The organism is Pseudarthrobacter sp. NPDC080039 (genome assembly GCF_040702335.1).
In the GTDB taxonomy this organism is placed as follows: Bacteria; Actinomycetota; Actinomycetes; order Actinomycetales; family Micrococcaceae; genus Arthrobacter; species Arthrobacter enclensis_A.
The window spans coordinates 1-16,721 of the sequence record NZ_JBFBKY010000023.1; the positions used below are offsets into that span (position 1 = coordinate 1).

Annotated in this window: 19 protein-coding genes; 10 read left to right on the plus strand and 9 right to left on the minus strand. The window is 64.2% G+C overall.

Going from position 1 to position 16,721, the window contains the following annotated elements; all coding sequences use genetic code 11:
• Nucleotides 1–606: 606 nt before the first annotated feature.
• The 4 genes from AB0313_RS18050 to AB0313_RS18065 all read right to left on the minus strand — a co-directional run bounded on the left by AB0313_RS18050 (nt 607) and on the right by AB0313_RS18065 (nt 3,092).
• On the minus strand, nt 607–1,473 hold the full coding sequence (locus tag AB0313_RS18050; protein WP_366307224.1) for a hypothetical protein: 867 nt from the start codon (nt 1,471–1,473) through the stop codon (nt 607–609).
• Between the two features lie 231 nt (nt 1,474–1,704).
• Nucleotides 1,705–2,178, minus strand: a complete 474-nt coding sequence (locus AB0313_RS18055; protein ID WP_366307226.1) for a GNAT family N-acetyltransferase — start codon at nt 2,176–2,178, stop codon at nt 1,705–1,707.
• A gap of 348 nt (nt 2,179–2,526) precedes the next feature.
• Nucleotides 2,527–2,820: a type II toxin-antitoxin system RelE/ParE family toxin gene (locus AB0313_RS18060; RefSeq protein ID WP_366307228.1), complete on the minus strand. Its 294-nt coding sequence runs from the start codon at nt 2,818–2,820 to the stop codon at nt 2,527–2,529.
• Nucleotides 2,817–3,092 carry a type II toxin-antitoxin system Phd/YefM family antitoxin gene (locus AB0313_RS18065; protein WP_366307230.1) on the minus strand — a complete coding sequence of 92 codons (276 nt, stop codon included), beginning with the start codon at nt 3,090–3,092 and terminating at the stop codon, nt 2,817–2,819. Before AB0313_RS18065 ends, AB0313_RS18060 begins: the two co-directional genes overlap by 4 nt.
• 363 nt (nt 3,093–3,455) lie before the next feature.
• On the opposite strand from AB0313_RS18065, the gene AB0313_RS18070 reads away from it, so the two are divergent.
• From AB0313_RS18070 to AB0313_RS18105, 8 genes are all read left to right on the plus strand, one after another.
• On the plus strand, nt 3,456–4,559 hold the full coding sequence (locus AB0313_RS18070) for a site-specific integrase (protein WP_366307232.1): 1,104 nt from the start codon (nt 3,456–3,458) through the stop codon (nt 4,557–4,559).
• Between the two features lie 10 nt (nt 4,560–4,569).
• Nucleotides 4,570–5,625: a tyrosine-type recombinase/integrase gene (locus tag AB0313_RS18075; protein WP_366307234.1), complete on the plus strand. Its 1,056-nt coding sequence runs from the start codon at nt 4,570–4,572 to the stop codon at nt 5,623–5,625.
• 41 nt (nt 5,626–5,666) lie between these two features.
• Nucleotides 5,667–7,865, plus strand: a complete 2,199-nt coding sequence (locus AB0313_RS18080; protein WP_366307236.1) for a tyrosine-type recombinase/integrase — start codon at nt 5,667–5,669, stop codon at nt 7,863–7,865.
• Entirely contained in the window at nt 7,862–8,245 is a 384-nt protein-coding gene (locus AB0313_RS18085; RefSeq protein ID WP_366307238.1) for a DUF6262 family protein, read from the plus strand. Before AB0313_RS18080 ends, AB0313_RS18085 begins: the two co-directional genes overlap by 4 nt.
• A 154-nt stretch (nt 8,246–8,399) precedes the next feature.
• Nucleotides 8,400–8,534: a hypothetical protein gene (locus AB0313_RS18090; RefSeq protein ID WP_345046052.1), complete on the plus strand. Its 135-nt coding sequence runs from the start codon at nt 8,400–8,402 to the stop codon at nt 8,532–8,534.
• Nucleotides 8,528–8,866 carry a helix-turn-helix transcriptional regulator gene (locus tag AB0313_RS18095; RefSeq protein ID WP_307312645.1) on the plus strand — a complete coding sequence of 113 codons (339 nt, stop codon included), beginning with the start codon at nt 8,528–8,530 and terminating at the stop codon, nt 8,864–8,866. Before AB0313_RS18090 ends, AB0313_RS18095 begins: the two co-directional genes overlap by 7 nt.
• A 496-nt stretch (nt 8,867–9,362) precedes the next feature.
• On the plus strand, nt 9,363–10,370 hold the full coding sequence (locus tag AB0313_RS18100; RefSeq protein ID WP_366307241.1) for a recombinase XerD: 1,008 nt from the start codon (nt 9,363–9,365) through the stop codon (nt 10,368–10,370).
• Between the two features lie 164 nt (nt 10,371–10,534).
• Complete coding sequence (locus AB0313_RS18105; RefSeq protein WP_366307243.1) at nt 10,535–11,134, plus strand: hypothetical protein; 600 nt, start codon at nt 10,535–10,537, stop codon at nt 11,132–11,134.
• Nucleotides 11,135–11,362: 228 nt separating this feature from the next.
• Here the strand turns inward: AB0313_RS18105 and AB0313_RS18110 are convergent, their stop codons facing one another.
• Nucleotides 11,363–11,629 (minus strand): DUF1508 domain-containing protein, encoded by a 267-nt coding sequence (locus AB0313_RS18110; RefSeq protein WP_366307245.1) that lies wholly within the window; start codon nt 11,627–11,629, stop codon nt 11,363–11,365.
• A 231-nt stretch (nt 11,630–11,860) separates the two neighbouring features.
• Here AB0313_RS18110 and AB0313_RS18115 point away from each other — a divergent pair, with 231 nt between their 5' ends.
• Nucleotides 11,861–12,241, plus strand: a complete 381-nt coding sequence (locus tag AB0313_RS18115) for a hypothetical protein (protein WP_366307247.1) — start codon at nt 11,861–11,863, stop codon at nt 12,239–12,241.
• A complete protein-coding gene (locus AB0313_RS18120; RefSeq protein ID WP_366307249.1) occupies nt 12,238–13,047 on the plus strand; it encodes a hypothetical protein in 810 nt (269 codons plus the stop codon). Before AB0313_RS18115 ends, AB0313_RS18120 begins: the two co-directional genes overlap by 4 nt.
• A gap of 7 nt (nt 13,048–13,054) precedes the next feature.
• Here the strand turns inward: AB0313_RS18120 and AB0313_RS18125 are convergent, their stop codons facing one another.
• The 4 genes from AB0313_RS18125 to mobC form a co-directional block, all read right to left on the minus strand.
• Nucleotides 13,055–13,546, minus strand: a complete 492-nt coding sequence (locus AB0313_RS18125; RefSeq protein WP_366307251.1) for an Hpt domain-containing protein — start codon at nt 13,544–13,546, stop codon at nt 13,055–13,057.
• Nucleotides 13,547–13,877: 331 nt separating this feature from the next.
• Nucleotides 13,878–14,663 (minus strand): hypothetical protein, encoded by a 786-nt coding sequence (locus AB0313_RS18130; protein ID WP_366307253.1) that lies wholly within the window; start codon nt 14,661–14,663, stop codon nt 13,878–13,880.
• Between the two features lie 20 nt (nt 14,664–14,683).
• Entirely contained in the window at nt 14,684–16,243 is a 1,560-nt protein-coding gene (locus AB0313_RS18135) for a relaxase/mobilization nuclease domain-containing protein (protein ID WP_366307255.1), read from the minus strand.
• Nucleotides 16,243–16,635, minus strand: a complete 393-nt coding sequence (mobC, locus tag AB0313_RS18140) for a plasmid mobilization relaxosome protein MobC (protein WP_366307257.1) — start codon at nt 16,633–16,635, stop codon at nt 16,243–16,245. Before mobC ends, AB0313_RS18135 begins: the two co-directional genes overlap by 1 nt.
• Between the last annotated feature and the right edge of the window lie 86 nt (nt 16,636–16,721).

Genomic DNA, 16,721 nt, shown 5'->3' on the forward strand with positions numbered 1-16,721 from the left:
CAGACAAGGGGCGAGGGAACCTGACCGGGAGGATGCAGCGACGGTACCTGCGCCGGAATAGGACAGGAACCCAGCAGGGAGTGAATGACTCCCCGTCTCGGGTCTTACGTTCCGCCCTGGTAGACGTCGTTGCCCAAGGTGTTCACTTCGGGCTCTCCGTAGCTAGCAAGGCGGGAGAGAAGGAGTCCTCGATTCTGGTGATCAAGCTGTAGGGGCAATCCGGGGTGGCCCGGAGGGTGCGAAACGGAGAGGAAGACAATGACCCCGACCTTCCCTCCAACTGTTCCTGCCGCAACACCCGTTGAGAGACCCATGGTGTCCCCGTGTCCTTTCCGGTCTAAATCAGGCAACCCGAGGGGTGACTGCTCCGGGCGTTGTGGTTGGGCCAGTTGCCGATGTGTGCACGCGTGGGATCCGGCCAGTTGCCAGTTGCACGTGCTGCGGGGTCCGGCCAGTTGCCGATGTGGGAACGGCGGGACTGGTCTGAGGCAACGGAAAGCTGGGTGTGGTTGGACATGGCATTTCTCCTGACTGAACGTTGAGTCCGTAGGCCGAGTGGGCGTACGGCTGGTCTTATCTGCCTGTGTGACGGCAGATCTGACCTGTTCAGTCGGGGGAAGACCCCGGATCGGCGGCGGGACCGGAAGGCGGTGTCACCGCTGTGCCGGCGGCGGGGGCGCTGGCGGCGGGGGACAGCGGGTTCCAGGAGGCGGTGACATCGGCCGTGGGTGAGGCGGAGCTGCCTGAGCCGGAGGAGCCCGCCTCGCCGCGCGGCGCGGCATTATTCAGCCACCCTATGACCGGGTGTTCGTGCAGCAGCCTTCGGACCGGCGCCTGGATAGCGCTGGCCAGAGGGCGGGTTGCGGCAGTGATTAGCAGCGGGGCGAGCCTCTTGAACGGCGTACCAACTTTTTGGACCGGATGAATCGCCCCTGACGGATGGTCAGGGTCAGTCCGCCGGGCGACCTCAACTGGTGATGGCAGCACAGCGGACAGCGTCGGCGGCGTCTCCCCAACGGTAGCGACAGGAACGTCCGGGTTGGGCAGTTGTGGAGGATTGACCGCCGGAAGGGGCAGCCCCGGTAGCGGCTGGGTTATGGAAGCACCGGCGTCGTCCACGAGAGTGGAGACTAAAGGGGCCACCGTTCCGTTCACGGTAGCGGCCAGCGGTGTGGCGGTTTGAGAAACAGCGGACACTGCCGGTGTTGCGATGCGGGTCACCGGCAAGGCCACCGGCTCGATCACCCGGGTAACTGTGGAAACAGCAGGCGCGGTCGTGCCAACGACTGAGTCTGCGGCAGTTGCAACGTGCTGAGCAGCCGGGGATGACGGAGCATTGACGAGGCCAGGGTCCAGGGCGCTTTCAGAAACGGCGGCCTTGGAAGGGTCCGTTGACGCCTGCGCGCTGCCCGCACCCCACACGAGCCAGGCCAGTGCAATCAAGGCGGGGACCAGGAGGGCACGAACAGGCACGGTGCGGCAATAGCAAGGCAAGCTGCCCATTCCATTCACCCCCCGGGCAATGAGAGATCAGAATATGCCCGGAGGAAGGAGAACGTCCAGAGAATATCTGGACGCTGACTGGGCATTTCTGAGTTCCGGGGTCAGGGGAAACCGCGCCGATGCCGGGAAACAACCCTTTTGAAGGCACTCCCTGCCCGTTTTCATGGGCCGATAATGGATATTCAGCCAACCAGCCATTGGTTAGTCGTATTCGCTGTCACCGGCGGGGATGCGACGGAAGTCCCTGGAAAGATAGAGGGCCAGGGCCGCTGAATTACTCTCCTCAACGGTGACGGTTACCGTGGTGCGGCCCAGGGTATGCAGGACCTGCATGGAGTGTCGGAGGAGTTCTTCAGCCAGGCCTTGGCGGCGATGATCCGGGTGGGTGAAGAGTTCGTCGATGACCGCTTCACTGTCGCGTTCGGTAATGATGATGGCGGCCCTTATCTGGCCCCCGGGTCCGTAAGCGACGAGGGACGCTGCCTCGGCGATGCGGGTGCGGCCCTCGTCCGGGACAGCTCCGGACCGGCCCAGCTTCCGCTGCCCGGCGTACGCGTACTGGTGCAAACTCGCGAGTTGGGGAAGATCTGCCGTTTCCAGGGGCCGGACAGGGAAGCGGGCCGGCGTGGTGTCCCCGGGTCCGGTCGCCGCGATAAGGGTGATCGACGCGTTCATGGCGGTGTTACCTCTCCCGGTGCCCGAGCGGCACTGTTGAAACACAGTGTCCGGCATCCCGCTGGTATTTTTCACATATATTCTCCCGGCACCGGGGATGTGATCCGGTTGTAGTCTGCCGGTGCAGTGGGTACGACTGCACTCAGGATCGTTCCGGAAGGGTTCCACCTGCTGGCGAAGCTGTTCTGACTTATTGGACTTCGGGCAAAAGCGCTGCGAGTGACGGCCGGAATCAGCCCCTTTTCCGCCGTCTCCCCCACCTGTTCTAAAAGGCCGATAATGGACGTTTCGTTGGCCTGAGCGTGGGGGAGTGGCCCTCAGTGGCGCATCTTTGCCCGAGGAGTTCGGCTAACGCGGCTTGTAGACGTCGGAGCGATGTTCGATGCGGTGGACATACAAAATGTGGTCTTCGATGTCGAGGGTGAAGAGCACCCTGTAGTCGCCGCGCCGTGCGGTGCGGAGTCCGAGGAGTTCATTGGTGAGGGGTTTGCTCAACCGGTGGGGGTTCTCAGCCAGTGCGCCGGTGACGAATTCGACGATCGCTGCCGCGGCTTTCTCCGGCAGTCGCCGGAAACCCTTCAGTGCCGGGCTGGTGACCTCAACGTTCCATGCCGAGGGTCCGGTGGATTCTGCGCCGGTCACCGGGGCGGCAGACCGAATTCGCGGCGGAGGTCGGCGCCGCTGACGGTGTTGCCGCCGGCGATGTCACGCCGGGCCTGGTCCAGGTCTTCGCGAATGCCGGGCTGCGAGAGCCAGTGGATGGTTTCCTGAAGGGATTCCAGGTCATCGGCGGACATCAGCACCGCCGACGGGTGCCCGTGCCGGGTGATCTGGATGATCTCGTGAGTCGTGTCTGCTTCCTCCACGAGGGCGGACAGCTTGTCCTTGGCTTCGCTCAACGGTACGGTTCTCATGGTGCAATTATAGCCTGATATCAGGCCATTACATGGCCTAACTTTTAGCCGATAATGGATCTTATGTCAAGTTGTACTCTGCGTATTGCATCAGATGAATCAATTTCGCCCCAATGCACTGGAGCCTCAAGGAAGTGATCGGCTGCCCGGAATTCCGCGGGTTTCCGGGGGGCGTGCTAACGATTCTCGCCTTCATGGTCGCCTCCTCTGGGCAGTGAAGTCTGGGCGCGGACGTTGCTTGACGGGCATCTGACCTGCGGTTTTGCGCTGATGATGCATTTAATGAATCATTGATTCAGATATTGAATGCGTCTCGAGGCCGATTTTGGGGGGCAGTCTGTGGCAGTTGATGGGTCCGGGCGCGTGCTGCAGCTGAGTGCTGTTTCTCTGCTGCATCCGGAGGAACAGACGCTCGAGGACATGTTTACGGGCTGGCGCAACCAGCAGCTCTCCCGGAACCTTCAGTTCGACACGATTGATAAGGGCATCGGGTGTGTCCGACGGTTCGTGGACCATGTGAACGAGTTCCCCTGGAACTGGTCTCCTGAGCATGTCGAGGAGTATTTCGGGGATCTGCGCTCGATCCGTCAGCTCAAGCACTCCACCATCCGTGGTTACCAGTCCACCCTTCGCCGTTTTTCGTCTTACGTGTCGAACCCGGACTATGGCTGGGACACGGTCTGTGAGCAGCGCTTCGGGACGCACCCGTCCCAGGTCTTCTTTGACTGGAACACCGCTTCGCACTCCGAGGAGTACGAAGGGCGCCCTGCCAAGCGGCCCTTCACCAAGGCCGAACTGCAGAGGCTCTTCGACCACGCCGACGACCAGGTCGAACTAATCGCAGCCTCGGGCAAAAAGGGCTGGAAGGCGGCCTACCGGGACGCCGTCATGCTGAAAGTGACCTACTCGTACGGGCTGAGGTTCAACGAGCTCCGGCACCTGCAAACCGTTGATTTCGCGACCAACCCGCAGGCGCGCAGGTTCGGGAAAGTCGGTGTCTGCAAGGTCCGCTTTGGCAAGTCACGCAAGGGCTCCCCCTATAAACCCCGCAGCGTCCTGACGGTCTTCGATTGGACCGCCGGTGTCATCGAGGACTGGCTCGCCAACGGGCGCGGCACGCTAGAAACCCTGGACCTGTTCCCCAGTGAACGCGGCGGCCTGATCTGTGAATCGACCCTGCTGCGCCGCCTCCGGCGTTATCTCGCCGAGCTGGGAATGCCGATGGATGGCCTGGACCTGCACTCGCTGCGCCGTTCTTACGCAACGCACCTGCTGGAGGACGGATGGGATCCTAGATTCGTGCAATTTATCTGGGGTCGGAATTGCTGTGTCTTTGACGTGCAGCACGTGACCCGTAACCGTGCAATTCCGCGTGATGGAGATGGTTATCTGAAGCTGTCCGTCACACGGGATCCCGGGAGGGTTCATGCAGGTTCAACGAGTTTTGGTGTCCGGTTCGCCGCTTGAGTCGTGGACTGTGCTTGATGACCATGGTGTCATCGAGCCGGTGGAGCGGTTCCTGGCTTACCTGACCGACGTCGAACGGTCGCCCAACACGCTCAAAGCGTATGCGCATGATCTCAAGGACTGGTTCGTCTTTCTCCGTCACCGCGGCATTGATTGGCGTCAGGTGGGGCTGGAGAACGTCGGCGAGTTCGTCGCCTGGCTGCGTCTCCCGCCGGCTGGGCGCGCCGCTGGTGTGACGTTGCTGCCCTCGGCCGCTCATCATTGCGGGCCAAGCACAGTGAACCGCAAGCTGGCAGCGGTTGGCGGTTTATACGTCTTCCACTCCCGGCATGGGGTCCCGCTGGGCGATCTTGTGACCGAGTTCGAAACGGTCCGGCATAGGAGAACGGGATGGAGACCATTCCTTGCCCACCTTGCCGGGGACAGGCCGCAGCGCCGCCGGACCGTGAAGCTGCGTGAGCCGAAGAGATTGCCCACGGTCCTGCCTGCCGTGAAGGCGCAGGCTGTGCTGGATGCGTGCACGCGGCTGCGGGACCGGTTTTTGTTCGTCCTGCTCTGGGAGTCGGGAATCCGTATCGGCGAAGCACTCGGACTGCGGCATGAGGACATTGCAGTCGCCGAGGGCGAGCTGACAATCCGCCGGCGGGTGAACGCCAACCGGGCCCGGGCGAAGTCCGTCTCGCCGCGCACGATACCGATCGGCGCGGATGTCGTGCGGCTCTACGGCGATTACCTTCATGAGGAATACGGCGATCTGGACAGCGATTATGTGTTCGTGAATCTGTGGGCCGGCACCCACGGCCGGCCGATGAGCTACGCGGGAGTCTATGACCTCGTGCAACGACTGCGCCGAAATACAGGGGTGGATTTTGACCCGCACTGGTTCCGCCACACCTATGCCACCCGCTTGCTGCGGGCCGGGACGCCCGTCGAGGTGATCAGCAGCCTGCTTGGCCACGCATCGGTAGCGACCACCATCGACGTCTACGGCCACCTCAGTGTCGAGGACGCCCGCCGGGCTCTCGAGAAGGCAGGGCTGCTGACCGGAAAAGAGGTCACCTGGTGAGCTCCCCCGCGTTGAACCAATACGAGGATGGTCGCGGTCTGTTGGCTAAGCTGATGGCCACGGTCCGGCCCGAGTTCAGGCCCGGAATCGTGATTCCAGCCCCTGGTGCTCTCGTCTTCACCACCGAGCCCTGCCGGATCGACGAGTGCCAAAGGCAACGCACGGTGAAAGGGTTCTGCAAAAGCCACTACAAGCGCTGGCTTGACCAAGGACGCCCGGAACTGGAGTCATTCCTTGCCAACCCGGGCCCGTTGCCCGTAGGCGACGGCCCGTTGGCGGCATGCACCGTCACGTGGTGCCGCTTCGGTTCGGCCAGACGCGGCCTCTGCGTCCGCCATCACGGGTTCTTCGGCCGCTCGGGCGAGACCGACATGACCAGATGGCTCGCTACCCTCTCCCCCGAGCCGGCCACCGAACGGCCCGAATGCCGGCTCGCGTTCTGTGACCTCTGGGCACAAGGCAACTCGCCGTTGTGTCTGAACCACAAGTCCCGCTGGCACGCGCTCGGCGCACCGGACATCGACGAATTCGTCACCCGGTGCGAAAGCACCGGCCGGGACCGGTTCGATTTCCGGAGCCTGCACGACCGGCCCCAGCTGCGCCTCGAGCTCCAGCACGCCCTGCAATGCCGCCACGACGAACGCCGGGCCAGTACCCGCGCCTCCGTCGTAACGCCTGTGATCCGGCTCGTCTCCGACAGCGGTGTCACCTCGCTGCTGGACTGGAATCTTGACCAGTGGGCAGCGTTCTATGGAGCCGGCCGCGCAGGCCGCAGCCACCGCCACAACGGGCAACTCGCGTTCCTGCGCTTTGCCTACACCCGGCTCGAAGACCTCGCCGCCGGCACCGGCTGGGAATCCGAGTTCACCCGCGACGCCTGGGCCCTGCACCGGCTCGGCTATACCGACACCCGCGGCACCCTCCGCTTCGACAAGATCCCGCAACCGTGGCTGCGCGCCCTGGCAAAGCGCTTCATCCGCTGGCGGTTGACCAGCGGCCGGGAAATCATCCAAGCCCGCGTCGACATCCTGGCCCTGAACCGGTTCGCCGCGTTCCTCGCGCACGCCATCGCCGGCTCCGACGGTCCAGGCTGCATCGATCGCGGCATTCTGGAACGCTTCCTCGCCGAGCTCGCCCGGGACAAAAGGGCAGTGACCTCCCGTGGCCGGGACGTCAGCTCCCTGAACGCCTTCTTCGCCTCGATCCGCCGCCATGGGTGGGCTGAGGACCTGCCGGCATCGGCAAACTTCTACCCTGAAGACTTCCCGAGACCGGCCAAGCGACTACCCAGGGCCCTGGCCGACCACATCATGGCGCAACTGGACCAGCCCGAGAACCTCGGTAAATGGGCAAGCCCCGACAGTCGGCTTCTCACCCTGATCCTGATGCGCTGCGGTCTGCGCGTCGGGGACGCTTGCAACCTGGTATCCGACTGCGTGGTCCGTGACGGTGACGGCGCCCCCTACCTGCGGTATCTGAACCGGAAGATGAAACGCGAAGCCCTCGTCCCTCTCGACGAGGAAGTCCATACCGCCATCCTCCACCAGCAACAACACGTCCGCGAACGGTTCCCCGAAGGCAGCAACTGGCTATTCCCGGCCCCGAAGATGAACCCCGACGGAGCAAAACCGCTCACCACCCACTCCTACCGAGGACAGCTCGAAGACTGGCTGGAACGCTGCGACATCCGCGACGAACACGGCCAAGAGGTGCGCCTGACCCCGCATCAGTGGCGCCATACCTTCGGGACAACACTGATCAACCGCGACGTCCCGCAGGAAGTAGTCCGGGTCCTTCTGGACCACACCTCGGCCGAGATGACCGCCCACTACGCCCGGCTGCACGACACGACCGTGCGCCGTCACTGGGAGAAAGCCCGCAAGGTCAACGTCAACGGCGACACCATCACCGTTGACCCGCAAGGTCCCCTCGCCGAAGCCAGTTGGGCAAAGCAACGCCTCGGCCGCGCGACGCAGAGCCTGCCGAACGGGTTCTGCGGGCTGCCGGTCCAGAAGTCCTGCCCGCACGCCAACGCGTGCCTGACCTGTCCCATGTTTGTCACCACCGCCGAGTTCCTCCCCCAGCACCGCGAGCAGCGCCGCCAGACCGTCCGGATCCTCTCCGCGGCCGAGGCCCGCGGGCAGACCCGGCTCATCGAGATGAACCAGGCAGTACTGCACAACCTGGACCGCATCATCGACTCCCTCGACGACACCGCACCAGCCGAGGCGACCGGATGAACCGCCCTGACAACAGCCGGCACCTGATCAAAGCCGCACAGCAGCGCGCGGCGCTCACCCGGTCCAAAGCCGTCCAGGCGCTGCGCACCCTGCACGCGGACGGCCACCCGGTCACCTTCGACGCCGTCGCCAAATACGCCGGCGTCTCCCGCTCCTGGCTTTACACCCAGCCCGACCTCCGCGCCGAAATCGAACGCCTCCGTCAAAACCGGGCCGCGCCGGAGCCCACACTGGACTACCGGTCACAGCGGGCAAGCGAGGCTTCGCTACGGCAACGACTCGAAGCCGCCAACGACCGAATCAGACGACTCAACGACGAGAATCAACGCCTGCGCCAGCAACTCGCACACGCCCTCGGACAACGCCGCCAAAGTCCATGACCCGCTGCCGCAAGCATCCCGAATCAATAACAGTCCCACGAGAATGAAAGGACACCCAATGCCACCGTCATGCACGTCCCGGACACGACCATCAACACAAAACCGCAGTTCAGAGGCACATCAGCCTCACGGGCTCAAGATATTGCAATATCAAATGGGCCATGAACATGCCTCCACCACCGGGATCTACCAGTTCGTCAGCGACGACTTCCGGAACTCCACCCTGCGGGCTGCCCTGGACCGCACCATGGACGAAGTCCTGGGCGTGCAGATGAGAGGCCAGTGGTGAGACGCGAAGTCGAATACAAATGGCGCCTCTCCGAGCTCATGGCAGCAAGGGGTCTCCACAACACCACCGACCTCATCCCCCTGCTGGCCGAGCGCGGCATCACCCTATCCCGGCCCCAGGTCTACCGGCTCGTCAACCAGAAACCCGAACGTGTCGCGCTGCAGGTCATCGCCGCGATCTGTGACATCTTTTCCTGCGGACCCGAGGACCTCATCACCGTCACAGCAGCCGACGCCCGCGCGCGGAAAACCGGAACCAGCGCCCCCAACGTCGTTGACCTGAACCGCACCGTCCGCCCACGCCGGGCACGCATCATCGACGATGCCAACTAACAAGCCCAACGGCCTCAGCCCCCGAAACACCAACCTCGGCCGGCCACGCACCACCGGGACCGCCACCTGCGCACGCTGCGGCCGCAACGCCGGCCGAACGCGGGCAACCTGGCCCGAAGGAAGAATCTGCGGCCCCTGCTTCACCACCGCCACGCGCACCCACGGGACCTGCCCGGACTGCGGTCAACAGCGACTGCTTCCCGGGCCGCCCGCCGCCGGTGGGCCTCGCTGCGGACCCTGCGCCGGTATCCTCCACGACTTCCACTGCACCCGTTGCAATGCCGAAGGTGAGTTCTACCGGCGCGGGATCTGCGCCCGCTGCGCCCTCCGGGATGACCTCACCGAGCTACTGCCCCCAGACCCCGCCGCTCCTGAAACCGCTGGCAAAATCTTCGACATCCTCTGCAAGGCGGACCGGCCCGAAAGCATCATCACGTGGAAACGCTCCCCCAAAGTCCAAGCCCTCCTGACCTCGCTGTCATGCGGGGAGACTCCTTTGACGCACGAAGGACTCGACGCCGCGGCTGAATCAGCGAAACGCGAAGCCAATCACCTGCGGGCCCTGTTGATCCATCACGGCCTCCTCCCCTACCAGGATCCGTATCTGGCCCGATTCGAGACCTGGATAGACGACAAACTCCGCGACTTACCCGAGGAAATCGCCAAACCCGTCTCGCAGTTCGCCACCTGGCACCACCTCCGCCGCATCCGGTCCATCACAACACCGGAGAAGAGCGCCCAGGCACCGGTGCACTCCGCCAAACAAGAGATCACCGAAACCATCAAGTTCCTGGACTGGCTCTGGGAAACCCACCAACGGACCGCAGCGACCTGCACCCAGCAAGACATCGAGACCTGGCTTGCCACCGGCCCTACAACCAGAAAAGCCATCCGCACCTTCATCGTCTTCATCAAGAACACCGGAACAAACCACCGCGTGGACATGGGCCACTACACCGCCAAAACCCGCCCCGCGATCACCCAGGACCAGCGCGTGGCCTGGCTGCGGGAACTGCTCACCGGCACCAGCGAATCCCTGCCCTACCGAATCGCAGGCATCCTGCTGCTTCTCTACGCCCAACCGCTCGTGCGAGTAGCCAGACTCCGGACCGATGCCATCGAAACCAACGAAATCAACGGCAACATGCGGATCACCTTCGGCGCCCATCCAGTGCCCGTTCCAGAACCCTTCGCGGAGCTACTACAAGAGCACCTTGTGAGCCGTCCGAACCTCAGAACCGCAGCAGGCACTCAAAGCTCATGGCTCTTCCCGGGAACCCGAGCCGGCCAACCCCTGCACCCAAACGGGATCATGGACAGGCTCCGAAGCCTCGGCATCGACCTGCGCGGCGCACGAAACACCGCCCTCGACGAACACCTCTTAGCCTCACCGCCGCCAATCGTCGCCGACGCACTCGGCTACAGCCACCAAATCGCGTTCATCCATGCGGACAACGCCGGGGACGCCTGGTCCCGGTACGTCAATCTCCGCACCAAACCATGACCAAGTGGGTGTTTTGGCTTCCCTCGTCACCCCTGACGCCGGGGCCTGATCAAGGAATACGCCCGGACTCAATCCGCAGGGATGCCAGTAAAGTTGCTACAAGTCCCCTACTTGTCAACCATGGTTGCCAGACCTCGTACTGTCACTGTACCAACGGGTGACTGATGAAGGGAAGCACGGTGGGCTGGTTTACCGAGGGCAGCGAGCATGAAGGCTACGTCGTGTGCGTCTTCGCGGACGGCATGTACGGCTCGGGCGGCAGGTATATGGAGATAAACCTGATGACGCCGGACGGTCGGACGGTCGGGCATGAGGATGATCCGGCCCGCGAGGCGTGGCGCCCGCCGTCCCAGGTGGTCGGCTGGAGGGTCGCCTGCAGCTGTGTTCCGTTCCGCGAGCACGCCATCCTGGATCCGTTGTGGACACGGGTCTGGGATCCGGCAGACGAGGATCTGGCGGCGGGGCGCGTCTACGCTGGATCGCCGGCCAGCGCCGATGCTGCTGACCTAGGTGATCGGGAGGATCTGGAGCCGCTGTTCCTTGATGTGTGGCACCGGCATGTCGCCCCGGAGCTGTCGCTGCACAGGATCCGCACCTTGGGTGGAAGCCTTAAGGAGCTGGAGGCCCAGCTCGATGAAGCCGTGGCTACCGCAAGGGCAGAGGGCGTCTCTTGGGAGAAGATCGGCAGGGCCTTCGGGATCAGCCGGCAGGGTGCCCAGAAGCGCTGGGAGGCCGTGGCCGGTGATAAGCGAAGGCCAGCGTAGGGCGCTTGGAGCTACGCAGGGCCGCTGGTGACCGGCGTGTTTCGTCCCCCTCCCGCCCGCTCAGGAAAGGTTGTGGATCGCGCCCGCCCAGCGGGGACCGGAAACGGCCCGGCGGACCGCCCTGGCACGTCCGTGGAAGTCGATCTTTGGCATCCGCAGGGAATCCTCGGCCTGGCCACCCGTGTCACTCCATGCCGGTGGCACTGCGGCATTTGGGGACGTTGTGCATTAGTCGGTGATCAGTCCCATGCCGGCGTACTCGCGCACGGCGGCGATGCCGGCAACAGCACCGGACTTGGTATTGAAGGGCTTGGACACGGCCATGATCGTTCCGTCGGGTGCTGTCAGCCGGAACCTATACGCAGATTCCGCGTCGACAAAGAGTTCGAACATTCCTGCCATTGCGATCCTTTCGATCTGCGGGATCTTGGCTGCATCCTTGCTGCCGGACAGGTACGAGGCATCGTCGCCTTTCGTTTCCCTGGTTCCCGCCATCCAAATTTCCGTGAAATTCAGCATGCTCCTCGAGTGTTCCGCAGGGACAGGCGCCGGCGCAAGCCTTCAACCGGGGTTCAGCGTGAAGTGATCCCCCACCCTCGGTCCCACTCCCGGCCTGCTCCTCCGCAGCTGCCTCGAAGCGGCGCCCTGATGCCACCTCAACGCTTGCGACTATCTTCTATTGCATTCATGTTGCTTTTGAGTTGGCAGGGGTGCCACTATGGATGCATGGAAGCAACAACCAGGCATGACATCCACCTGGGTACCACCAGGATGAACATTCACGACCTTGTGCGCGAGTTGAATGAAAACCTGGGAACGACCGTCGTCCAGACGATGGCCGGCGTCAAGGACAGGACGTCCCCGTTCCGATGGGCGAAACCGGACGGGCCGGAACCGCGGCCGGAGGTCGAATCACGGCTGCGGCTGGGCCATCGGGTGTGGAAGACCCTGGAACTTGCCGAAGGAAAGCACGTCGCCCTTGCCTGGCTCATGGGTGCAAACCCGCGGCTGGACGAGGAACTTCCCGTCCTCTACATCCAGCACCTGCGGTCCCGTGAGGTTTTGGGAGCAGCCGAAGCATTCGTGAATGACACCTTCGCCGCATGATCGCAGCGGTCAAGGGGCGAAGGTGCGCCTCGACAGGGCTGCGCCTTGTTCCGGCTGCGGGCGAGATCGCCTTCCGGGTCGCAAAGGACCGCTACGGCGCGCTGTCCGTGAGGAAAAATTCCCTCGTTGGCCCGATGCCCATCGGGTCCGGTGCCGCCAGTGACCCCCGCGGCAGGTACGACAGCATAGGATCAACGGTCTACCTTGCCGATTCGCGTCAGTGCGCCTACGCCGAGGTCCTGCTCGGCTTCCGGCAGCAGCGGGCCGCCGTGGCAAAGGCAGCCGAGTCAATCGGCTGGACAGTGGAGGACTACATCACCAGCGTCCGCGCTCAGGCCCAGGCCAACGGCGTCGATGTACCGTGGGCCATTTCAGTGGACTGGCAGATGGACCGGTCGATCTATGAAATCCGTCTTCCACGGCAAGGATGGTGGGTACAGATAGACGACCCTGACACGCTCCGCGCTCTTGAACGATTGACGCCCACGACAGCCGGAATGACAGAGCGGCTGCAACTCCTTACCTCCGGTTCCCTCAGCGGCGAAGACCGTGCGTTGACCACTCTCCTCGCCCACACTATCCGCGGCTCGACCCTGGACGACGGCTCAGAACCGCTGGGCATAAACTACCCCTCCAAAACCCTGTCAGGCCGGTGCTGGGCGTACTGGGACCGAAGGGCAGACGAAGGCCTCTCACCGGGCCGCAACGACCTGCTGCAGCTGACCTCCAAAAATGTAGGGCCCGATCCCGAATTCAGCCGCGTGGCGGCGCTCTATGACCTGCCCATCCTGGGAGCACGCACCTGAAACAGGCCTAAGCCCCGGCAGCGGGCTCGCCGCCAAGCCGAGCTCCGGCTTGTTCCAGCAGCATCGGAGAGGCAGCAGTCAGAACGTCGACATCGCGTTGAAGGGCTGCTGCCTGTACCCGCGCACAGGCGAAATGACCGGTCGCGACAAGCGGCAGGATGCTCGCGCAGCGCCCGGCAATTTTCGTTGCCCCGGCCATGGCCGAAGCGGTCTGCAAGCTCAGGACGGCGTCCATTGATGCTGCGGGCTCCTCAGCTGCCAGGGCGGCGAGGAGCCGGGACAGTCGCCCCTGCAGCAAACTCAAAAAGTCATGGAGAAATCGGAGAGCCAAGGCAGGGCCCCCAGTGTCCTCGGCAATATCCCACAGGCTTTGCAGGTCGAGAACATGGGTGTGCCCAATAATCGCCGGCCATGAAGACTCTGAAGGGGAAGCTTCAGCCCCCGCCGGTCCCAGCGCATCAGCAGCTGCGGGTCGTTCTGCACAAAGTACGTTGCCCATGGTTCTCAAGCGCATCCTCAAAAAAATATGAGCGCCCGCCAACAGAACCCCGGTGAAGGTCAGGCGCGCTCTGCATGACCTTCACGCGTGACACTCTTCCTGACAAGGATCAAGCGCGTGCTTGCCGCCAATCAAGATTCCCTCAAGAATGAACGCCACCGTGTGGGGCTCTACTGCCGATGTGCGGAAGGGAACCTTGTGATGAATCATCAGGACGCGTCGATAGGCGGGTTCAGCGGTCGCCCCGGGCATCCTGCGTGGCCGGCACCCACCCCGGACCGGGTTGTTGCCCCACCCATGGGGCCATTTCCTGGGTGGCGGCCTAAAGTGTCTAGCGGCTCATGCCCTTCTGAAGGAGTTTCTGTCCGTTGGTCCCGCGCGTCTGGCGCGCCTTCGGAGTACGCCCTAGCCCCTTGGCCACCGCCGCATTGGGTGGCGTGCCCTGGTCCTGGTCTGCGCTGAGTCGTGCCTGCACTGCTTCGCGGTCGGCGACACCTTCCAAGCTGGCCGCAAGCTCCTGACGACGTTCGGCTGAGTCATATTTCATGCCGGCTTCGTCGGTCAACGCCTCGGGCCGCTGGTTCTCTTCGGTCACGTCCTGTTCACGGTCGCTGTCTTCCCGGTCGGCCTGGGCCAGCAGCTGCACAGCCTGGGCGTCCTCCTCACGGCCGGTACGGCGTTCCTGTTCTGCCTGTTCTCGGTCCCGTTCGGCTCTAGCCAGTGCCTCCGCAACCGACACTTCGTTGGCGCCGAGGTTGTCCACGTCCAAGCCGTAGCGGCGCCGGACCTGGTCGCGGATTGCCTCGGCGGCGTCGCGAGCTGCCGGGTCGTGGTCCTTCCATGCGGTGGCCGTTTCGTGCACCCGTTCGATGTCTCGGCCGGTGGCGGTGTCCCACCAGCGGGTGTCCATGACCGGAGCGAGCTGCGCGCGGGCGGCAGCACGTTCTGCGTCGTACCGGGCCTGCAGTTCCCGGGCTTGTTGTTCTTCGGCTGCCTGGGTGCGGCGCAGCTCCTGCTCTCGTGTCCTGGCGAGCTGCTCTCCGAGCCGTCCGGCGATGGTCAGTCCGATGCGGGTCATTCCTTCGATGGCTTCCTCGATGCCGTCAGATTCACTCATGGTTCCCTACCCTCCTGGTCTTATCTCTCAATGTCCGGGTGGGTGGTCCCGGCCCGGGTGGTCGCGTGCGTTCGTGCCGGCTCGTACTTCGATGGGAGCACCGAACCGGCCGGTCGTCCTTGGGTCTGGCCGGCGATGCTCGTCCGGACAGCTTCGGCCGCTTCACGATCTACAGCCGGCGTCGGGGCGGGAGCGCTGGGCAGCGCGGCAGCGACCTGGCTCAATTGGTGCCTGACCATGTGGCTGATCTGCCGTGCCCGGCGAAGATCGTTTGAGGCCTTGTGCATGTCGTGGACGGCCTTGGCGACGTTGAGCAGCTGCCGCAGCATGATCGCCTGGGCAGCGGTTCCCGCCCCGCCCATCGTGGCCGCCATGAGCATCAGCGAGGCTCCCCGGGCCGATGGTCCGGCGCTGCGGATCGGCCTGACCGGGTAGCGGCGCAGCTGCGCCGTCTTGGCCAGTTCATCGGCTGCCGCTGCCAGGGGCCCGGGCGCTGGTTCCGTGGCTGTCGACCAGGCAGCAAACGCCCCCGACGTTTCGCGGGCTACGTGCGCCCAGGTGGCGTGGTCATCCAGCGGAACGGAGCGCAGGTTTTCGCGCAGCCGCGCGACTTCGTCGCTGTACTGCTCCCACAGTTGCGGGTCCGGTTCGTAAGCTTCACGGCCGATCGTGACAGGGCGCCGTCCGCGGGCTGCTGCCTGCCATTCGGCGACGGCTTCGGTCGCCCCTTGCGGGGTGTCCTGCCACTCAGAGCGGAGCTTGGGCAGCGCGAGGTCTTTGGCGAGGTGGCCGCCGCCGAACCAGACCGGCCGGCCACCTCTTGCTGGGCGTTCGGCCACGCTGTAGCCGACCACGACATCGTCGCGTCCGGACCCGTACCGTGGCCGGACCAAGGCACCGGTACGGCGGAGACGGCGGACGAATTCTGCCTCATCCTGGGCCGCGGTCGCGCAGGCACGGACCTTGCGTTCCAGGGACCGGCGTTCCGGTTCGGGTGCACCGCGCCGTGCGGATGCTTCGCGCTCACCGGGACGCAGACCGCGAGTGGAATGCGTGGGTGAGAGTTCCTCCAGACCGTACTTTTTCTCCAGCTCGCGGGCCACTTGTTGCGCGCGCGGGAAGTCCCGCCAGCTGCTCCACTTGGTGCCGTCCTCGCGGACCATGGACGCGGCAATATGGATGTGGTCATTCCCGGCTTTGCTGTGGCCGTGACGGATCGCGACCCATTGTGCCGGTGCACGGCCGCTGGCTTCGGTGAACCCCATTTCGTCCATGAAGTCCTGGGCGATGGCCGCCCAATTCTCGTCAGTGAGGTCGCCTTCCTCCGCACGCAGTGACAGGGAGCAGTGCCAGACGTGTCCGCCAGGAATCTCGACACCCAGGACGCTACGGGCGCGGTCAAGTTCCTTGGCAATGGCCCCGGCGGCGTCAGCCTTCAGTTCGTCATCGTTGTGCCACGCCATGATCGATGGTGAACCCGCGACCAGGTGCGGATCGGTGTGCTCGTTCGCCCTCCCGGGACCGGCAAGGTATGCGATCAACCCATGCATGCGGGTGCCCTTGGTGATGTTGGGAATCATCAGCGCACCAAAGAATCCAGCAGCGAATTGATCCGGTCAGCGACAGCCCGGACACGGGTCAACACGGTGCGGGCAGCTTCCGGGAACTCGTCCATGGCGTTGGCGTGACGGGCCAGCTGATTGACGTTGTTCGACAGGGCTGCAAGGTATCGGCGTGCGGCAATGAATTCCACCGCCATCGCCCGGCGTTCAGCCAACGACTCGGAGTTCTCCGCGTACAACGCAGCGCTGACCAGGATCTCCGACGGGCTGCGCCCCGTTCGTTCCTCCAGGACCTTCAACTGAGCCCGCTCGAACTCCGACATCGACACGCGTACGTACTGAGTAGCCCCGTCAATGTTCGCACGGCGCCGACGGGCGAACCGGCGGAAAGACTTCGGCTCTTCGCTCATCCCGTGCCCCTCCCCCACATGCCCAGCGCAGCGCCCCGGAATTTCCGGGCCGACACCCTCAGTGTCGCCGATCAACGCGCGCAGGC